Here is a 19,798-nt window from a genome sequence, read left to right on the forward strand (position 1 = left end):
TTATCATTATTGCGGCGATAATTACACTTAATAGTAAACTCTAAATTAATAAATTTCAAATAGTCACTTTAATTATAATTACTTTAATTGGTGTATAATAAATCATGAAGCAGAGGCTGAAGATGAAAACTGCTTCACAGTTCTAAACTTAAAATGAATAAGGGAAAAAATAAAATACATTACATAATTTAAAAAATATAACATAGATACATTATGAAAATTATCTTTACTTATGAATAAGTATGATAAGATACATATTGAAATAACGTTAAATATTACCTCAAACAATATAGCATCGAAAGTTAATGCCTTTGCTAGCATAATTGACCCGAATAGCCAACCCATCATTTTGAAAAATTCACCGAGAAGTTGATAATCAAGTAAGATTATCATCGAGTTAAATTCTGATGTATAAAGTATTCTTATTACTAATTCTTTAAATAAGAAAACAAAAAAACATAAACTAGACATAATTATGGTTAAGAAAAAAATATTCTTTCTTAACCATAATTTCAATACAGATTGGTTTTTTATGTTAGATACAGCTGGAATGAAATAGGCAGAAAACGTTATATTAACAAAAAATGAAATTCCAAATGATATGCGATTCATTGCATCCCAAACTCCAGCATCTGTAATTCCAACTCTATCTATAATTATCTGCCTTATAAATATCTGAGCTAGTGGAATACTTGTAGCATTGATAAAAGTAAATAATGAATACTTAAGTAACTTCTTTACTAATACCCAGTCAATCTTAAAAGTTATTTTGTATTCCAAAAAATCTTTAAAATCTACTAGCAATAATCTACAAACAAAGCCAAATGATTGAAATGTAGCAGTGGCAATTAACGCACCATGTATTTTTAAAAAATATATAAGTGTAATTGAATATATTAATCCAAACAAAGAACTAATGATCGTATACTTAGCAGATAAATTGTATTTTTTAGCACCAACTAATATTGAATTATTTAGATTTTGAAGGCTATACCCTATTATAAAAAATCCAGTTAATACTAGCACATACCCATATTTTTCGCTGCCTAAGAAATATATGGATATATCACTAAAACTTACGAACAAAATAACTGCTACCAATAATGAGAACATTATTGTCATCAGCAGTGCCGTATTGGTTAGTTTGTACTGCCTAATCACCTGATCTTTATAATCAGCTGTATATTTTGTTACGCCAACAGTCATTCCCCCTGTAGCTATAACCTGAAGTATCGATATAATATTTTGTAGTTGAGATACTAAAGTCACCCCTACAGGCCCAATAAGTAAAGAAACAATTTTAGTAGTTAAAAAGTATATCAACACTTTCACAATATTACTTAGACTAAAAAAAGCCTTGTCTTTATGTAAATTTATTGAATCCTTTAACGTATTTATTATCTTCACAACTGTACTCCTTTAATTTTTTTGTAAGAATAAATAAGCAGTTGTATGAATAAAGAATAAAAGAAACTAGCAATTAAAAAACCTATTACAATTTGAAATCGCTTAGGACTACTTCTCATAATCGGCACTTTGGCAGGCTCTAATACTTTGAGTACAGGAGTCTCTTCCTTCATTTTTATTTGTGACTGTTCGGCTTGCTTGGCCAGTTCTGAATAAAGATTTTGAGCAATCAATAATTCTGCTTGCAAACCACTTTCATCACTGGTAGAACTATTCAAAAAGGGATTACGATTTTTATCACGATATATTCTTAGCGAACGTTCTGCATTTTCGAAACGATTTTTAGCTTTATTTCTTTGAGCAACTAAAAACGTTGCTTGTTCTGCCTGTTTATTATTTCGATAGCGTAACATATATTCTATTAAATATTCTGTAGAATACTGAGCTATCCAAGCTGCTGCTATAGGGTCTGGCATCACAACGTTGATAGTTATTATACCTGTTTTTTTATCTAAACTAGCATTGATTCGATTCGATAAATCATCAAGTAACTTTTGTCGATCTTTTGTTAAAACTAGGATTTCCGAAGGAAATGCTTTTGATATATGTTTTTTTGAAACGTCAATATCTTTACTGCCTTCAAATAGATTAAATTTAATTAAATCGAAGTGAGATTTTTGACGAGCTAAAAAATCTTGTACTGTCTCATTTCCTAAATCTATAGATGCTATTTTCAGTTCAGCAACTTTTAATAAAAAAGGGGTACTCTCTAAAACGCTTGGGTATAAATCAGGTCGTATAGCCTCTGAAACTTGTACATTATCTAAATTTATGCCAGCTAAGTCTGCTAAAGCTCGAAAGCTACCTAAACTACTTTTATTTTGAAGTTCAGGTAAGATTTTTACACTTGAGCTATACTCTTTAGGAGCTAGCAAAGCATATATTACTCCTATTATCACAAATATGACACTGTTTACCAAAAAGTGCCAACGTTTTTTTCTTAGAAATTTAATGATACTTGATGTGTGAATTACGTATTCAGATGAACCCATAACCATTGAATATTTATAGCAGTATATGAATCATTTAATTTCGAAGTACACTAGCTAGTACAGATCCAGTAGCAATTAATAAGGATCCAATTAATGAAAATACTGCAATCTTCTCGGCTGGATCCATTCTACGTTGACTTGTTGTGTCCTGAATAGGTACGTTAATTATCGCTCCAGGTTCTACTTTTGGATATGATTTAAAACCTATAAATTTTTTCGTTGTATTGGTTTTACCGTTAGCGTAGGTTACATATACTTTTTTCCTAAGAGCTTCATCTGTAAAACCCCCAGCCTGTGATATATACCTTTCAAGAGAATTGTCTTGAAAGTTAACCGTAGCTGGATTCAATACACCTCCCACGATTCGCACTAATTCATCTTTTTGAGGAATCTGTAATCGATCTTCATCTTCTAATCTCAAGTTGTCATTAGATTTTGGATTTTTTAAAATCCTTTCTAAATCAACAGCCACTAACTCTCCGTGCCGATAAAAACGAGCTGCTTTTAGAAATGCCTTCTCTTTCAACCCTCCAGCTCTTTTAATTATATCAACTAGTCGCTCATCCTTTCGCTGAATTGCATACTTGCCTGGATAATTTACTTCCCCAACTATTTCTACCAATCTTTGTACTTCATAAGCCGGGTCTGTTCTTACATATACAATATCATAAGGCTGTAGAGTAAACGCCTTTTCCTGCGAGGTGATCTTTAAATTCTTGTCTATGGACAACGTAAATACCTGTATATTTGCACTTGATGAGATATTTGTATTATCTGCTCTAACCCTCCGCGATACTTCGATACGTGAAGAAACCGCTCCTTCGGCAAAGCCTCCTGCCAGCGTGATGAGATCGCTGAGCGTCATATTTTCGGTGTATTCAAAATTGCCGCCATTATTGACTGCCCCTCCAATACTTACCGTGTATTTTTCCCGTAGCTCGTCAATTGATTTAATGGTTACAAAGTCCTGACGCTGTAGTTTAATGTCTTCCACTTCTCCTTTTAGTAATTTACCTAAGTCGACAGAGATGTTTTCAACGTCTAAGTTATTCTTTTCCCGGCGAATGAAAATACGATCCAGAAAGGCATCGCCCCGAACCCCCTCGGCTTTTTGAACCAGTTGTTTCAGCGTACTGATTGACTCATCTAAGGCGTATTCTCCGGGACGGAATACGGCACCCGCGATTTGCACTCGGTTTTCATAACGATCCAGAATAGTACCCACGGTGAAGCGATCGCCATTTTGAGGAATAAACGAACCAAAGAAATCCTGCTGGATATTTAATATCTTTAGCTCCTTTGAGGTATTCCGACGTACTGTAATAGTGGCAGTATATGCCTGATCGGTAAAGCCACCTGCAAATTGAAAAACATCTTTTAAGGTTTCTCCCTCTTTAATTTCAAAAATCAGCGGTCGACGTACTTCTCCACTTAACTCTACTCGTGCCTGATAATCCGGAAATACCAATACATCCTGGTCCCGCAAGCCCACGTTATCTTTTTCGTCGCCCTTGAGTAAAAAATCATAGAGGTCAATGGTACGCACCAGCTTATTATTGCGACGTAACTGAATTAAGCGAAAACTACCATTAGGCGTAGGCCCACCTGATTGATAAATAGCGTTAAATACTGTTGCAAGTGACGAAATCGTGTAACTCCCTGGGCGTACTACTTCTCCTGTAATGGTAACTTTTATACTACGCACATTGCCTAGGGTGACGTTAATACCTATACCCGGCATAGAGTATAGTTGCCGTAAACGAGTAGCAATCTTGGCTTTAGCTTCTTCAATGGTTAACCCATTGACTAGGATAGGCCCCGAATTTTCTATTCGAATGCTTCCTTCTGGACTTACTTTTAATTTATAAGATTGTACCGAACTACCGAAAATCTCGACATTCAACTCATCTTCAGGACCTAAGGAGTAATTTTTAGGAGTAGCAATGCGTAAGTTGGGCTCGAAAGAAAGGGTGGCATTCTGAAAGAAACTCGAACCAAAAACCTCCTTTGTTTGTGTTGGTGTTAAATTGTCTTCTGCTTCTGTTTTAGAGGTACTCTGTTGCTTCGAAACAACCGTTGGAGCTTTCTCAGCTACCTCTTCCGTTTGTTTACGGGCAGTCTCTGTTTCAGAAGATTGACTGGAAGCTGTTTTCGTTTGCCCAGCTTTAAGCTTGGCAATCCGATCCCGCATTTTGATTACATCCTGCTGGGTATATCCTCGCTGAAGAGCTAATTGTTCAATTTGAGCTTCACTTAAGCCACTAGCCTGGGATTTTTGAATAAACTCTTGGATTTGAGCGTCGGATAACTGCTCAACTTTTCCAGGAACCTGACTATAAACGGTTCCTGCACTAAGAAGAATAATACTTAGTACGAATGTATAAAAACTTCGCATTTATTAAGTTAGGTTGGCAATCGTTGGGGTTACGCTGGATAAACGCTTACAAAGTTAACAAATTGTATGTAATACTTATAAAAACTGCTTAAGTCGATGGATAAATTTACCGTAATGAAAGGACAAAGGAACGGGTAAACCATGAATTGTCCAAGCCTTCATGTTTAAACGATGCTGGTCTACAATATTTTTAACACTCCGGTTGGATTCACCTCCAATCCGCATGTGTACCAGGCAGTCATCAATCCATTTCGTGGGTAGCTGATGTACCCGCATGGCACGAAAGCATAGTTCGTAATCGGCTCCCAGACGAAAGTTCAGATCTAAGTACCCAACCCGGTCATATAACGACCGTTTCGCAAAAAAAGTGGGGTGCGGTGGCATTTCGCCGTATTCGAAGAAACGTTGGTCGTATGGTCTCGATTTCCAGTCGCGAATTACTTTCGTCAAGCCACGGTCCATGTACTTTAAATTTCCATATGCTGCTTCGATGGTTGGATGCTCTTCAAAGACGTTCATCACTTTTGACAATACGTTTGAATGAGCATATACATCATCCGAATTCAGAATTCCAATCACATCGCCCGTAGCTCGCTGTAATCCTTTATTCATCGCATCCCAAATTCCCTTGTCCGGTTCGCTAATCACCTGAGCAATCCGGTCCCGGTACGGATTGACTTTATCCAGGGTACCATCCGTCGAAGCCCCATCAATAATGATGTACTCCAGGTTAGGATAGTCCTGCGACAGTACGGACTGTATGGTATCTTCTATCGTTAAGGCCCCATTGTACACTACGGTAACAATGGAAATTTTTGGAAGCTGTGCCATGCGTAAGTGAGTTAACCGTCAGAGAATTTATTTATCCAACGATTGCATCTCGTTTTAGATAAATTTCAGTTTGCGAGCCGCAAAAGCACACATCCGTAATAGAATAAATCCGTGTTTGAAACGGGAAATGTTCGTATCTCCATAAGTCCGTTCCCGGTAACGAATAGGCACCTCTACTATTTTCAAATTTAACTTGAAGGCCCCGAAGATTAAATCAAAGTCGCCGAACGGGTCGAAATCGCCGAAGAACTTACGGTTAGCAATGAGTCGGTAGTAATCCGATCGGAAGATCACTTTCGTTCCGCATAACGTATCCTTGAATGGACGATCCAGCAGCCAGGAAAACAGCAGACTAAAGAATTTGTTACCCAGCAGGTTCAGAAACCGCATGGCTTTCTTTTCCATCGGATACACCAATCGTGATCCGTTGACGAAATCACCTTTTCCCGAGGCAATGGCATTGTAGAATTTAGGCAAATCTTCGGGCGGTACGGTTAAATCGGCATCCAGAATCATTAAAATATCGCCCGTAGCGACGGCGAAACCGTTGCGTACGGCGTTGCCCTTTCCCTTTCCGTCCTGCTGCAGAATTTTAATATCGAACTGGTCTTTATACTGCTCGTGAATTCGCTGGATGGTTTGCCAGGTATCATCCGTAGAGTTTCCTTCCACAAAAATGATTTCCAGATGCTTTCCAAACCGGGGCATGCGTAACAACGCATTTTCAATATTGCCGCTTTCATTACGAGCCGGGATCACGATACTCGTTGAAAACCGATTCTGCCAGTCCTCTACTTCTACGGCGGGCTTGGCGAAACTATACTGATTAATCGCCAGGTGCCGAATGAGCGGTAACTTAGCTACGTATTTATTCAGGAATGTTGAAATCAATGGAATATATACCGGGCAAAGCATCCGCATGCTGTTTCGGTACACGTCAAACCCGGCCAGGTAGAGCAGGTTGTTAATGTCCATGCGGGAGAGCCAGTTCTGCCGGGGCGTCTTTCGCTTCACGCCCAGCCACTCCGCCATTCGCAGGAAAGGTTCCCAGACGAAATTATAGTAGTTGACAATGATCTTCGTACGCTCATGGCATAAAGGCCGTAATTGCTCGAACAGAGCCTGAACATCGTCGATGTACCCAATCAGATTCGACAGGATGATCAAATCGTATTGGCGATCGAGCTGTAATTCACGGGCGTTCATCACCTGAAACTCCATCTGTGGAAACTGCTGACGAGCCACAGTAATCATCCCCTCGCTAAAATCAATTCCCGTTTTGTAGCGGCCTCTGATTTGACCAATTAGCTCCCCCGTACCGCATCCTACTTCAAGGATGGAAAGCTCTTCGTGCGAGAAATAATCGCAGTACTGCGTGATTTCGTCCCAGTAATAGTTCTTTTTGCGACGATACGCGGCCTGCGACGGAGCAATCCGTTCAAAATATTCCAGATGTTCAGTAGTGTCCAGCTGCGGAGAAACTTCGGAAATCGACATGAGCGAGTTAAGCAATAAAAACACGAAATAAGGATACGAATGCGGCCTACGCAAATTCGGACAAACTCCATTTTCAAGAAAAGAGGCAGGCCAAAACTGACCTGCCTCTTTTCTTATACCATTCGTACGAAATGATGATTACGCGTCGGCGAAAGCACCTTTGCTTTCCGCACGTTTACGATCGTTTTCATTCAGGTGGATTTTACGCATCCGCATTGACTTCGGCGTAATTTCCAGGTACTCATCCTTCTGGATGTATTCCATCGAATCTTCCAGGGAGAAGTTTACTTTAGGAATAATCCGTACGCTGTCGTCGGAACCAGAAGCCCGCATGTTCGTCAGCTTCTTGGCTTCCTGAAGGTTTACTACGATGTCGTTGTTCCGGTTATGCTCACCTACAACCATACCTTCGTAGATTTCTTCACCGGCGTCGATGAAGAAACGACCGCGATCCTGTAATTTATCAATCGTGTATGCCGTAGCTACACCCGTACCTTTAGAAATGATCGATCCGTTGATCCGACCTGGGATGGGGCCTTTGAAAGGCTCATACGCCCGGAAACGGTGCGTCATTACGGCTTCCCCGAAGGTGGCCGTCAGTACGTCCGAACGCAGACCGATCAGACCACGCGAAGGAATATTGAACTCCAAGTGTTGCACGTCACCTTTCGGCTCCATGATCGTGAGTTCACCCTTGCGTTGCGTCGCCAGCTCAATTACTTTACCAGCCGTAGCTTCGGGGACGTCTACGACCATCAATTCGATAGGCTCGTGACGAACACCGTCAACGTCTTTATACAATACTTGCGGCTGACCTACCTGCAATTCGTAGCCTTCGCGACGCATCGTTTCGATCAGTACAGACAAGTGAAGAATACCCCGACCGAATACCAGGAAGCGGTCTTCGCTATCCGTAGGCTGTACGCGGAGAGCCAGGTTTTTCTCGATTTCCTTGTACAGACGATCGCGTAAGTGGCGAGACGTTACGAATTTACCTTCTTTACCGAAGAACGGAGAGTTGTTGATTGTAAACAACATACTCATCGTAGGCTCATCCACGGCGATACGCTCCAGGGGTTGCGGATTGTCGAAATCCGTCACGGTATCTCCAATTTCGAAATCTTCCAGACCCGTAATCGCACAGATATCTCCGGCAACTACTTCGGATACTTTCGCCCGGCCTAAGCCTTCGAATACCTGAAGTTCTTTGATCCGAACGCGTTTTACGCTGCCGTCGGACTTGCAAAGACCCATCGAAGCACCTTCTTTCAGCGTTCCCTGGAATACGCGGCCAATGGCAATACGACCCGTAAACTGAGAGAAGTCCAAAGACGTGATCTGCATCTGGGGAATACCTTCGGGCTGAGGAGCCGGGGGTACGCTTTCGATGATGGCATCGAGCAACGGACTAATGTCTTCCGTTTTGTTGCGGTAATCGGTGCTCATCCAGCCACCTTTACCTGAACCGAACAGGGTTGGGAAGTCAAGCTGATCTTCCGTCGCACCAAGGTTGAACATCAGGTCAAATACGTTTTCCTGAACTTCTTCGGGGCGGCAGTTTTCTTTATCAACTTTGTTTACAACCACGATTACTTTCAGACCCAGCGAGATCGCCTTGGAAAGTACGAAACGCGTCTGGGGCATGGGGTCCTTCGAAGGCATCCACGAGCAGACATACGCCGTCGGCCATTTTCAATACACGTTCTACCTCACCGCCAAAGTCGGCGTGGCCCGGTGTATCGATGATATTGATTTTAACGTCTTTGTAACGAACGGATACGTTCTTGGAAAGAATCGTGATTCCGCGTTCGCGTTCCAGATCGTTGTTATCCAGAATCAGATCGTTGAATTCCTGATTTTCGCGAAAGAGTTTGCTGTAGTGGATGATCTTATCCACCAGCGTGGTTTTGCCGTGGTCAACGTGGGCAATGATGGCAATGTTACGGATGCTTTGCATCGGAGAAGAAAGTTTTCTGATGTCGTTTGTCTGTTATCCGCTTTGTTTACCACCGGTGCTTGCAGCACCGCCTGTCGTCCCTCACTTCGAGTCACACAGAGCTAGCCTTACGGATAACCGCCAATGAAAATGCCCGCAAAATTATGAATTTTCTAACGAAAAAACACTATCTCGCTGAATAATAATTTATTAGGTTATCGTTACTTCTACGTTAATCCTCGCCGGATTAGCCTTCTACAGGGTTCTAAAGCTAATTTTGGATATTTCCAAGAAGCCGTTTTTTACAAAGTGGAAGTACGTATTCTATCTATAACAAAAAAACTCCTGCATACGCCCGTTTAACAGGCTATATACAGGAGTGTTACAGTGGAACAAAGCTTAGTCAATGAACTTCACGGGACCATAGTTGGAAACGATCCGTACCGTGCAGCCTCCCTTGCCCACTTTTCCCTTGTAAGTCTTCGTATGTTTGGGTACGTAACGTTGACGGGAGTCGTCGCTGCCATCGTCTTTGATCACAAAATTAATGGGCAGAGCACTCGGATAACCGAAGTTGGCGTACGTGACGGTTACATCAAAATCCAGGTCCTGATCTTCACGTACGGGCAACCGTAGCGTCGTATAGTTGGAACGAACATCCAGATTTTTAACGGTCCGTAGTAAGACTGGCAACTGGACGTTATCGGAGTAATTGATATTTAGCCGGGCCTGTTCTTTCAACTTCCCAATCTTTCCTTTGGAATACTGAATCGTAGCCTCCAGATCCCCTACTTCGTCCACGATCATGGTGCCGTAGTTATTGACCAATCGCAGACGATCGGCTTTATCGAGTTCCAGCTTGGAATACTGAATTTTCAAATTGCCTTCGTTAAGCTGGCGAATGATAGCCTTACCATATTCTACCTGAATATCATTCTCGGTACTCATCAGGCGGTCGGCCGTAAAATCGCCGTATTGCGTATTCACCCGTAACGGAGCCGAAAAATCGGCTAGTGTGGCATTAGCAAAGCGGTTTTGCATATCCAGTGGCATGTACTTGGGCATGTGAATGGTATAGCTGATTTTCACCCCCCGCGATTTTGATTCGTCTGAACTACGTCCCCAGCTCTTCCAACTCCAACTACCCTTGGGCTCGTTGTACCGCGTTTCCAGACGGATGATATTTCCCGAACGGGATTCTTCAATTCCTACGGCATCTACAAAACGCTGGGCTTCATCATCATCATTGCCTAAACCGACGATAATGATTTCGGCCCGGACTTCATTCCGGTCCCAGAGGTTCACTTTCATTTCGCCGTGCTGATTGGAAACATACAGCCGATCACGCGTGGAAGCACTGAAGGATTTGACAATGGTACGTTTCCGTTCGGCAAGCGTACCTTGTTCGTGAGCCAGAGCTGGTACCACCCAAAGCAAGGCCAGGAACACACCGCTAAATAGTCTTTTCATGGCTAGGTTTGGATATACGGTTGATGATCTGTAGTTGACGATTTAAAATATCAAGCTGTAATTGCAGGTTCTGAATCATGGCTTCCACCAGCTCGGTCTGATTCGGAGTTTGAGGCAACTCTGACCGCAAATTCTGATAATCTTTATCCAGCTGCTCGATTTCGGAAGCAAACTCCCGGTACAATTGTGGATTAGACGTTTCAATGGCTTTAATTTCCGATCGTTTCGTTTCAATCAGCGAAGCGTAACGGAAGGCCATTTTTCCTTCTTCCGGACTTACCTGAGCAATAATGGGATCCGTATAACGGGGTTTCATAACGTATTGTCCGGCCACAAAACCCAGGCCAAGCAATAACACAACTCCAGCGGCCATTCGCCAGCTTTTTTCGATGAAGAAATGCATCCATGATCGGTTACCAGCGGCATTTCCCAGCGGAATCACCTTCGCTTCTTTCTCCTCGGCATCCGGTAAAATCGCTTCTGGCAATCGCCGTTCGATGTCCGCCCACAATCCCAGTGGCGGCTCGAAGGCATCAAATTCCTCCCGATTATCCCGAATAAAACGTTCGATACGATCTTTTTTCATGGGTATTTTTGGCCATTAGCCGTACATTAATTGCTAATAAAGTCTTTATAAGTGCGTCATCCGCTAACTTTAGGTTGAGAGCATTTCTACTAACTTGCGTTTGGCCCGCATGTACTGCGTCCGGGAGGTCGACTCAGAAATGCCCAGTACTTCGGCAATTTCCTCGTGATCGTAGCCTTCCAGCAGGTACAGACTCAGTACGGTTCTGAATCCATCGGGCAATCGCTGAATACCGACTCGTACGCGTTCTACTTCCCACTCCGTTTCATCTTGTAGTAACGCTTCTTCGCCTACGTACTCGGCTTCTTCCACCTCCACCCACTGCACTTTTCGCTGGCGTAACTGATTAATAGCCCGGTTTACTACAATTTGTTTCAGCCAGGCTCCGAAGGTACTCGTCTGCCGGAAATCGTGAATTTTCTGAAAAGCATCCAGAAACGCTTCCTGCAGTACGTCCTCGGCTTCCCCCATGTGGTTGAGGATACGCATACATACGTTGAACATCGACTTCGAGTACAGCCGGTACAGCTCGTACTGAGCCTTACGGTCGCCCCGCTTGCAGGCTTCAACGAGTGAGTAATGACGGTCAAGGTACAACGTCTGTTCCAACGGTTTCAAAAAGACAGGTAGGTTACGGGTTTTTGAAATGAATTCTTCTCCCCCTCTACGTTCCTGCCTTTCTACTCCCTTCCGTACACCAACGATTTCAACCGCTTCATGAATCAATTTCGTACCAAGGACAAGCTTGCTTTCTGAAATGTTGCACGCGACTTTTGGATTTTTGAAATTTATGCGATGAAATCCTTGTCAATCGATATGAAACCGGCTTCTTACTGGATCGAAAAGTATACCATGCAACCGCATCCCGAGGGCGGCTTCTTCCGGGAAATGTACCGTTCTGAGGAATGGGTATCGCAACCAGCCCTACCCGCCCGGTTCTCAGGCAAGCGAACGTTCAGTACGGCGATTTATTTCCTACTGGAGAGCCATCACTTTTCGGCGTTGCACCGGATTCAGTCCGATGAAGTCTGGCATTTTTATGCGGGCGGACCGCTGGAAGTATTTGTATTCGACGAAGCGGGGCAACTGGAAATCATCCGACTAGGTAACAACCCCGACGCGGGCGAGGTATTTCAGGCCGTTGTACCGGCGGGCCGCTGGTTTGCGTCCCGACCCGCTACGGGTACCACATACGCCCTGGTGGGCTGCACGGTGGCTCCGGGCTTTGATTTTGCCGATTTTGAACTGGCAACGGCTGAAACGAACATCCCGACCCATCCGGAATATCAGGATCTCATTCAGTCACTCATTCGTTAGCTCGTACCTTTGTTAGATGGATACCGTTGCGGGCTCTTCCCTGATTTATTTGTTTCGATGGCTATTGCTCAGTGCCCTGGTAGGTGGACTAGCGGGTTCAGCTTCGGCTTTTTTTCTGGTTGCCCTGGATCGGGTTACGCTGTATCGGGAAAGTCACCGCTGGATTATTGCCTTTCTACCCCTCGGCGGATTTTTAGTCGGGGCTATTTATCATTACTGGGGACAGGACGTTGTTAAAGGAAATAACCAGTTGATCGAAGAATGGCAGAATCCCCGGAAAATTATTCCTTTCCGGATGGCTCCTTTCGTGCTACTCACGACCTTACTCACCCACTTGTTCGGGGGTTCAGCCGGACGCGAAGGCACGGCCGTACAAATGGGCGGGGCGATTGCCGATCAGTTTACTCGGCTGTTTCATCTCTCTGACTCCGACCGAAAAACACTGCTCGTAACGGGCATGAGTGCCGGGTTTGCGTCTGTTTTTGGCACACCCTTGGCTGGTACTATTTTCGCACTGGAAGTTTTCATTCTGGGTCGTTTACGGTATGAAGCCCTTATTCCCAGCTTACTCGCTGCGGTACTGGCTGATCAAACCTGTCGCCTCTGGGGCGTGGGTCACACGCACTACGCCATTGCCTTTGTACCTACTTTAACGGTACTAATTTTAATGAAGGTACTGCTCATCAGTATTGGGTTTGGAGTGGCCAGTACACTTTTTGCCGAACTAACGCACTTTTGGAGTAAACAGGCCAAACGCTGGATTACCTATCCGCCGCTGCGTCCCGTAGTGGGTGGAGCCATCATTGCCCTAGCAGTGTACTTTTTCGGAACGACCCGCTACATTGGGCTCGGCGTACCTACCATCGTGGCCTCTTTTCACGAACCGTCAGCCTGGTACGACTGGATACTGAAAACGCTTTCTACCACGTTTACCCTGGGCGTCGGATTCAAAGGCGGCGAGGTTACGCCACTCTTTTTTGTAGGAGCTACGCTGGGCAATGCCCTGGCTCCGCTAACGGATCTACCCCTGAGTCTACTTGCGGGTATGGGCTTCGTCGCTGTTTTCGCCGGAGCTTCCAACACGCCTTTAGCCAGTACGGTGATGGGCATCGAACTTTTTGGGTCCGAAGCCGCTGTATATCTGGCTCTGGCCTGCTTTATTGCCTATTTATTTTCGGGAAATTCGGGGATTTACGGCTCCCAGATTGTGGGTAGTCCCAAACACACTCGCTTTCTTTCGTTCAAAGGCAAAGCTTTACATCAAATCAAACCATGACTGCCGCATACCTGCCCCGCCCCATGAAATACGCTTTTGTTTTCCTCTGGTTAGGGGTTGCTCTTGCCGCGAACGCTCAACCTATGTCTCAGCAAGTATTCGATTCGCACGAAACATTCAAAGAAAAAGCCCTGACCGAACGCCGCTTTCGGCATCAGGATATTGTGCCTTTACTGGAAAAAGTGAAAACGCAGTTTGAAGTAACGGAAGCCGGAAAATCGACGGAAGGCCGTAGTCTTAATCTGGTTAAAATGGGTTCCGGTCCCACGAAAGTACTGCTCTGGTCACAAATGCACGGCGACGAGGCAACAGCGACGATGGCTATTTTCGATTTATTTCGGTTTTTCTCGGCTTCGAATGATTCCTTCGATACTTTCCGCAGGGAAATTCTGGAGAAAACGACGCTGTATTTCGTCCCCATGCTTAATCCCGATGGAGCGGAAGCCTGGACTCGCCGTACCGCTCTGGGTATCGACATGAACCGCGACGCCTTACGCCTGCAAACGCCCGAAGGACGTTTGCTGAAACAGTTACAGCAAACCCTGCAACCGGCATTCGCCTTCAACCTGCACGATCAGGAACCCCGATACTCCGCCGGGAAAACCAAAAATCTGGCTACGATTTCCTTTCTGGCTACGGCTTACAACGAAGCCCGTGAGATCAATCCGGTACGTCAGCGTTCGATGCAATTGATTGTTTCACTCAATCGTACCCTGCAGAATTTTATTCCGAATCAGGTGGGTCGTTTTTCGGATGAATTCGAGCCCCGTGCCTTTGGGGATAATATTCAGAAATGGGGTAGCTCCCTGATTTTGATTGAATCGGGTGGGTACGCCAACGACCCCGAAAAACAACAGATCCGACGACTGAATTACGTAGCCTTACTCAGCGGACTCCAGGCCATTGCTTCGGGTTCCTACGAGACCGAAGCCATTGAAGCCTACGAGGAAATTCCGGAGAATCGGCGTTCCATCTTTGACCTGATCATCCGGAATGTACGCGTTTTGAAAAAGGGTAAACTCGTATTAACTGACCTTGCCATCAATCGCCAGGAACTAGCGGTATTCAACCGTCCCGAAAAATGGTACATTCGGGGTACCGTCGAGGAATTCGGCGATTGTTCGGTCTTCTTTGGTATGCGGGAACTGGATGGTACGGATTTAGTCATTGATACCGATGTGAAGCTCGGGTCCAAAGCCGATTTTGTGTTGAAGTCGGCGGACGGAAAAATTAAATACCGCATTGAAAATGGACTGGTAAAATAGGGACCTTGGCTCCAGCGGCCTTCTTTCCTTCGAGTTCATCCGTATCTTTAGCCAGTTAATAGCCAACAGCTGCGTATGTTTCAAAGTACCGATCAGTATCACTTCATCGAAAGCGTCTTATTCGAAACGTTGGGCTTCCAGCCGGAAGTCAAAGAGTTTCAATTTATATACGGTGGTAATTTCAATCTGGCTGCCAAAGTCATCACCGCCGAAGGTTCCTATTTCATCAAATGGAACCAGGGCGATCATGAAGGAATGTTTGAATCCGAAGCCCGGAGTCTGAATCGGCTGCGGGAAACGGGCATCCTGACGATTCCGACAGTACACGGCTACGGACAACGCAACGATGGGGCGTACCTGATGATGGATTTTCTGGAAACCAGTGCCCAGCGTCCGGATTACTGGGCGGACTTCGGACGAAAACTCGCTCAGCTCCACCACGTCAGCAATGATCGCCACGGACTGGAATTTAACAACTACATCGGAGCCCTGCCCCAGAAAAATGACTGGATGGAATCGGGCATTAGCTTTTTCATCGAGAATCGGCTGAAAGTGCAGGCGGGACGGGCCTTGTACGAAGGGAAGCTTTCGAGCAAATTACACGATCAATTTCTCAAGTTCTGTGAAAAACTTCCGAACCTGATTCCCGATGAACCCGCTGCTCTATTGCACGGCGATTTGTGGAGCGGAAATGTCATGACGGGATCGGAAGGAGCCGTAGCCCTGGTCGATCCGGCCACGTACTTTGGCTTACGCGAAGCCGAACTCGCCTTTACGACCATGTTTGGCGGCTTTGATACGAGTTTTTATACGAGTTACTACGAAGCATTCCCCGTAGAACCGGGTTTTAACGAACGCATTCCGCTGTACAACCTGTATCCCTTGCTGGTACACGTCAACCTCTTTGCGGGAGGCTATTTAACGGCAGTAGAACGAATTCTCCGAAAGTATTAATCTTCTGATTTCCCGATACGAAAAAGCGGATGTCCAGTCGAGCTGAACATCCGCTTTTTCGTATACGATGGTCCGTTTTAGTTAGTAGCTAGTATCTCAGCCAACTTTTCTCCTAAGGCTTTTCCACGAATATTTTTCGCGATGATTTTGCCGTTCGGATCCAACAGGAAGTTTTGCGGAATGGCCTGTACACCATAAAGTCTGGCTGCTTCGTTGTTCCAGAATTGAAGATCGGATACGTGCGTCCAGGTCAGATTATCCTTGTGAATGGCTTTCAACCAAGCCTCTTTCGCTCCGGGCTGATCCAGCGATACGCCCAGTACGGTAAAGTTTTTATCCTTATACTTCTGGTAATTAGCCACCACGTTTGGATTCTCCTGACGGCAGGGACCGCACCAGCTAGCCCAGAAGTCCAACAATACGTACTTGCCTTTAAAATCGGTCAGCGAAATCAGGCGTCCCGTGGTATCGGCCTGGGTAAAACCCGGAGCCATGGCTCCAATCGCCGTTGTTTTCAGTTTCGCCAGCGTTTCTGAATACTTCTTACCCGCCGGTGTACTTTTCACAGACTCATCCAGACTTGCGTACATGGGCTCTACCTCTCCGTATTCGGGGACTGACCCGCCGTAAGACCGCAAGGCATCCAGACTGACGACACTCTTTGGATTTTCCTTAATGAACTTCGCGTAAATGGTTTTCTGTTCGCCCTGAATTTTCTCGTACCGAGCATCCATGGCTTCGTCGAATTCCTTCGATTTGCGTTGTTCCGGTGTAGCGGCCTGATACTCCTTCATCATCTGGGCCATCTGTTCGTTACTGCTCTTCAAGGCTACTTTCAGCTTTTCATTGGCTACGTTCAGAGGGGTACCTTTTACGCTTGCGTTCAGAGCTGAATCGGGGCTTTGTACCATGATCGTACCCGGTTCCAGATACAGGGGTATAATGTGGTTATTGTTCAGCCGCCGCATGCCCAATCCACGAGCGTCGATGGCGATCATGGCGTTCTGCGGGGCTTCCAGTGAGCCTTTGAATTCAAAAGCTCCGTTGGTAATCTTAGCCGTATCGATTTGAGCCTTATCACCTTTCATATACCGTAGATACGCTTTAGCGGGAGCATTGAGCGTACCCATTTTTCCCTTTACGGTATAGGTTCCGCTTTGAGCCCAGGTCAGAGCCGGTGCAAGCATCAAAGCGACGATTAATGTTTTCTTCATAAGTAACTTGGTTGCGTTATGGTATAAAGGGTAGAATGAAACTAGTACTGGGTAAATATACGCAATTCCACAACGTCAGGTCGTTAGGTTAAACCTCAATTTCAATTATTATTGCTTATTCCTGAAAGGATTCGGTAAAATTCCAGTCCCATTCAGGCTTTTCTTCTAGGGACTTCCTGCTCCATTTAAAGTCATTGGCATAAGACCTCTTGATCATGCGATTCTCTCTAGTTCTGCTTCTGGTTAGTCTGACGGCCGCTGCCCAGCAAAAAACGCCCGTTGATTACGTCAATCCACTCATTGGTTCGGCTCCCAGTACCACTGAATCAGCCCGTCGACACAGCGAAGCGGGCAGTGAACTGAAAGGCCAGATTGCTCCGGCCATTGGGCATCCGCACGGCATGACCAGCTGGACGCCGCAGACCCGTCGAACCGAAACCAAGTGCGTCGCTCCGTATTACTACACCGATTCGAAAATCAACGGATTTCGGGGTTCGCACTGGCTAAATGGCTCCTGTGTACAGGATTATGGAACGGTCACACTCATGCCCTTTTCGGGTACGCCCACGACCCAACCGGAATCTTCCTTTTCGCACGACCAGGAACGGGTAACGCCTTCGTACTACTCCGTCGTTTTGCCAGATTATCAGGTGAAAGCCCAACTGACGGCTACCCCCCGGTCCGGGTTACTGGAGTTCCAGTTTCAAAAGGAAGAAAAGCATTTTGTACTCATTGAACCGAACAGCGACGAAGGGCAGGGCTTCGTGGAAATTCACCCCCAACGACGCGAAATTGTGGGATACAACCCCGTTCATCGTATTTATCAGGGGGCGGGTCAGTCCGCGGGTATCAGTGGCTACTTCGTTATTCAGTTTGATACGCCTTTTGAAGACTATAGCACGTTCGAAGCCACTACAATCCATTTCAAACGCACGGTTGCTCAAGCCAAAGGAAATGCCGTGGGAGCGATCCTCGCTTTCCCTACCCAGGCGGGTACAACCGTACGGGTACGCGTGGGCACTTCTTTTACGGATCTGGACGGTGCTCGCCGGAATCTGGCTTCGGAAATTCCACAATGGAATCTGGCTTCTGTTCGCGAAGCCTCCGAAAGGGCCTGGAACCAGGAGCTGGGGCGGGTTAGCCTCCAGGGTTCCGAAGCGGATCAGTCGCTTTTTTATACGGCTCTGTATCACACGAAATTAACGCCCCGGCTGTACTCCGACGTTGACGGTCGCTACCCTGGTTTTGCCAACGATACCACGATTCATACCGCGAAAGGTTTTGATTACTACTGTGACTTCAGTTTATGGGATACCTTTCGGGCGGGCCTGCCCCTTCACGCCTTGCTCGAGCCCGAACGGTCCGCCAGTCTCATGCAGTCCTTTACGAAAATGGGCGAACAGGGCGGCTGGATGCCTATTTTCCCCTGCTGGAATCACTATACGGCGGCCATGATCGGCGATCATGTACTCTCGGCGGTGGCCGATGCATACGTCAAGGGAATCCGGAATTTTGATGTCGAGACGGCCTATCGCTACCTGCGTAAAAACGCTTTTGAAGTGAATACGGATTCGAAAAGCTACGAAGCCGGACAAGGGCGGCGGGCTTTAAAAAGTTACCTGCAGTATCAGTACATTCCGCTGGAAGATTCGGTCTGGCAGGCTTTTCATAAACGCGAGCAAACGTCCCGTACCCTAGAGTACGCTTACGATGATTTCTGCCTGGCTCAACTCGCAAAAGCTTTACACCATACTGATGATTACAACCAATTAATGAATCGGGCTCAGAACTACCGAAACGTAATTGACACCCAAACGGGATGGGCCCGGGGCCGGTACGCGGATGGTCGCTGGAGTGAGAAGTTTGACCCATTCGCTTTACGCGTCGGCTTTATTACGGAGGGTTCTCCCGCTCAGTATACCTGGTTTGTTCCGCAGGATGTGCAGGGTTTAGTACAACAAGTGGGGGGCCGCGAACGCTTTGTGGCGAAGCTTGATACGATGTTCGAGAAAGGCTACTACTGGCATGGCAATGAACCGGGTAATCATACCGCTTACCTCTACGCCTGGGCCGGGCAACCCTACAAAACGCAAAAATGGGTACGCCAGCTCATCCGGGAAGAATATGGCTTAGGGCCAGGTGGCTTGTCGGGTAATGAGGACGGCGGGCAAATGTCGGCCTGGCTGGCATTCAGTATGCTGGGTTTTTATCCGGTATGCCCCGGAAGACCGGAATACGTCTTGGGAAGCCCAAGCTTTAACCAGGCTTCCTTACATCTTTCCAACGGAAAAACTTTCACCATTAAAGCCCGGGGTAATTCCGCTAAGAACATCTATATCCAGAACGCGACGCTCAATGGCAAAGCGTTTACCAGAACATTCTTGACCCACAATCAGATCCTGGCGGGTGGAACGCTTGAATTAACGATGGGAGACCAACCAAACACCCGATGGGGCCAAGGACCTTCGGATCGCCCCAGCTCCCTTACCCCTAAATGACTGTAGTAGCGAAAACCTAGATGCACTCACTACTTTTAGTTAAATTAACTTAATTACTCAAGTAAAGATCAGGGATTTATAAGTATTTTTATTTACTTGC

General features: G+C 45.6%; 14 protein-coding genes and 1 pseudogene. 5 read left to right on the plus strand and 10 right to left on the minus strand.

What is annotated here, in order from left to right:
• Nucleotides 1-102: 102 nt before the first annotated feature.
• The 9 genes and pseudogenes from BWI97_RS04595 to BWI97_RS04635 form a co-directional block, all read right to left on the minus strand.
• Nucleotides 103-1,407 carry an O-antigen translocase gene (locus BWI97_RS04595; protein ID WP_102200197.1) on the minus strand — a complete coding sequence of 435 codons (1,305 nt, stop codon included), beginning with the start codon at nucleotides 1,405-1,407 and terminating at the stop codon, nucleotides 103-105.
• Complete coding sequence (locus tag BWI97_RS04600) at nucleotides 1,404-2,459, minus strand: Wzz/FepE/Etk N-terminal domain-containing protein (protein ID WP_158242686.1); 1,056 nt, start codon at nucleotides 2,457-2,459, stop codon at nucleotides 1,404-1,406. The genes BWI97_RS04595 and BWI97_RS04600 overlap by 4 nt, the downstream gene beginning before the upstream one ends.
• A gap of 34 nt (nucleotides 2,460-2,493) precedes the next feature.
• Nucleotides 2,494-4,854, minus strand: coding sequence for an SLBB domain-containing protein (locus BWI97_RS04605; RefSeq protein WP_102200199.1), 2,361 nt, complete (start codon nucleotides 4,852-4,854; stop codon nucleotides 2,494-2,496).
• A gap of 75 nt (nucleotides 4,855-4,929) precedes the next feature.
• Nucleotides 4,930-5,685, minus strand: coding sequence for a glycosyltransferase family 2 protein (locus BWI97_RS04610; RefSeq protein WP_102200200.1), 756 nt, complete (start codon nucleotides 5,683-5,685; stop codon nucleotides 4,930-4,932).
• A gap of 54 nt (nucleotides 5,686-5,739) precedes the next feature.
• Entirely contained in the window at nucleotides 5,740-7,182 is a 1,443-nt protein-coding gene (locus BWI97_RS04615; RefSeq protein ID WP_102200201.1) for a bifunctional class I SAM-dependent methyltransferase/glycosyltransferase family 2 protein, read from the minus strand.
• 138 nt (nucleotides 7,183-7,320) lie between these two features.
• Nucleotides 7,321-9,139, minus strand: a pseudogene (typA, locus tag BWI97_RS04620) (translational GTPase TypA).
• A 378-nt stretch (nucleotides 9,140-9,517) separates the two neighbouring features.
• Nucleotides 9,518-10,588 (minus strand): hypothetical protein, encoded by a 1,071-nt coding sequence (locus BWI97_RS04625; protein WP_102200202.1) that lies wholly within the window; start codon nucleotides 10,586-10,588, stop codon nucleotides 9,518-9,520.
• A complete protein-coding gene (locus tag BWI97_RS04630) occupies nucleotides 10,572-11,174 on the minus strand; it encodes a hypothetical protein (protein ID WP_094812516.1) in 603 nt (200 codons plus the stop codon). Before BWI97_RS04630 ends, BWI97_RS04625 begins: the two co-directional genes overlap by 17 nt.
• 69 nt (nucleotides 11,175-11,243) lie before the next feature.
• A complete protein-coding gene (locus tag BWI97_RS04635; protein WP_102200260.1) occupies nucleotides 11,244-11,783 on the minus strand; it encodes an RNA polymerase sigma factor in 540 nt (179 codons plus the stop codon).
• Nucleotides 11,784-11,990: 207 nt separating this feature from the next.
• On the opposite strand from BWI97_RS04635, the gene BWI97_RS04640 reads away from it, so the two are divergent.
• The 4 genes from BWI97_RS04640 to BWI97_RS04655 all read left to right on the plus strand — a co-directional run bounded on the left by BWI97_RS04640 (nucleotide 11,991) and on the right by BWI97_RS04655 (nucleotide 15,986).
• Entirely contained in the window at nucleotides 11,991-12,491 is a 501-nt protein-coding gene (locus BWI97_RS04640) for a cupin domain-containing protein (RefSeq protein WP_102200203.1), read from the plus strand.
• Between the two features lie 16 nt (nucleotides 12,492-12,507).
• On the plus strand, nucleotides 12,508-13,767 hold the full coding sequence (locus BWI97_RS04645; RefSeq protein ID WP_102200204.1) for a voltage-gated chloride channel family protein: 1,260 nt from the start codon (nucleotides 12,508-12,510) through the stop codon (nucleotides 13,765-13,767).
• Entirely contained in the window at nucleotides 13,764-15,032 is a 1,269-nt protein-coding gene (locus tag BWI97_RS04650) for a M14 family zinc carboxypeptidase (RefSeq protein ID WP_233207750.1), read from the plus strand. Before BWI97_RS04645 ends, BWI97_RS04650 begins: the two co-directional genes overlap by 4 nt.
• Before the next feature lie 75 nt (nucleotides 15,033-15,107).
• Nucleotides 15,108-15,986: a fructosamine kinase family protein gene (locus tag BWI97_RS04655; protein WP_094812522.1), complete on the plus strand. Its 879-nt coding sequence runs from the start codon at nucleotides 15,108-15,110 to the stop codon at nucleotides 15,984-15,986.
• A gap of 77 nt (nucleotides 15,987-16,063) precedes the next feature.
• Here BWI97_RS04655 and BWI97_RS04660 read toward each other — a convergent pair whose 3' ends face one another.
• The gene (locus BWI97_RS04660) at nucleotides 16,064-17,200 is read right to left on the minus strand and encodes a TlpA disulfide reductase family protein (RefSeq protein ID WP_102200205.1); all 1,137 of its coding nucleotides are present in this window, start codon (nucleotides 17,198-17,200) and stop codon (nucleotides 16,064-16,066) included.
• Between the two features lie 215 nt (nucleotides 17,201-17,415).
• On the opposite strand from BWI97_RS04660, the gene BWI97_RS04665 reads away from it, so the two are divergent.
• Nucleotides 17,416-19,698, plus strand: coding sequence for a GH92 family glycosyl hydrolase (locus BWI97_RS04665; protein ID WP_102200206.1), 2,283 nt, complete (start codon nucleotides 17,416-17,418; stop codon nucleotides 19,696-19,698).
• Nucleotides 19,699-19,798 lie beyond the last annotated feature (100 nt).

It is taken from the genome of Siphonobacter sp. BAB-5405 (assembly GCF_002872335.1).
GTDB lineage: Bacteria > Bacteroidota > Bacteroidia > Cytophagales > Spirosomataceae > Siphonobacter.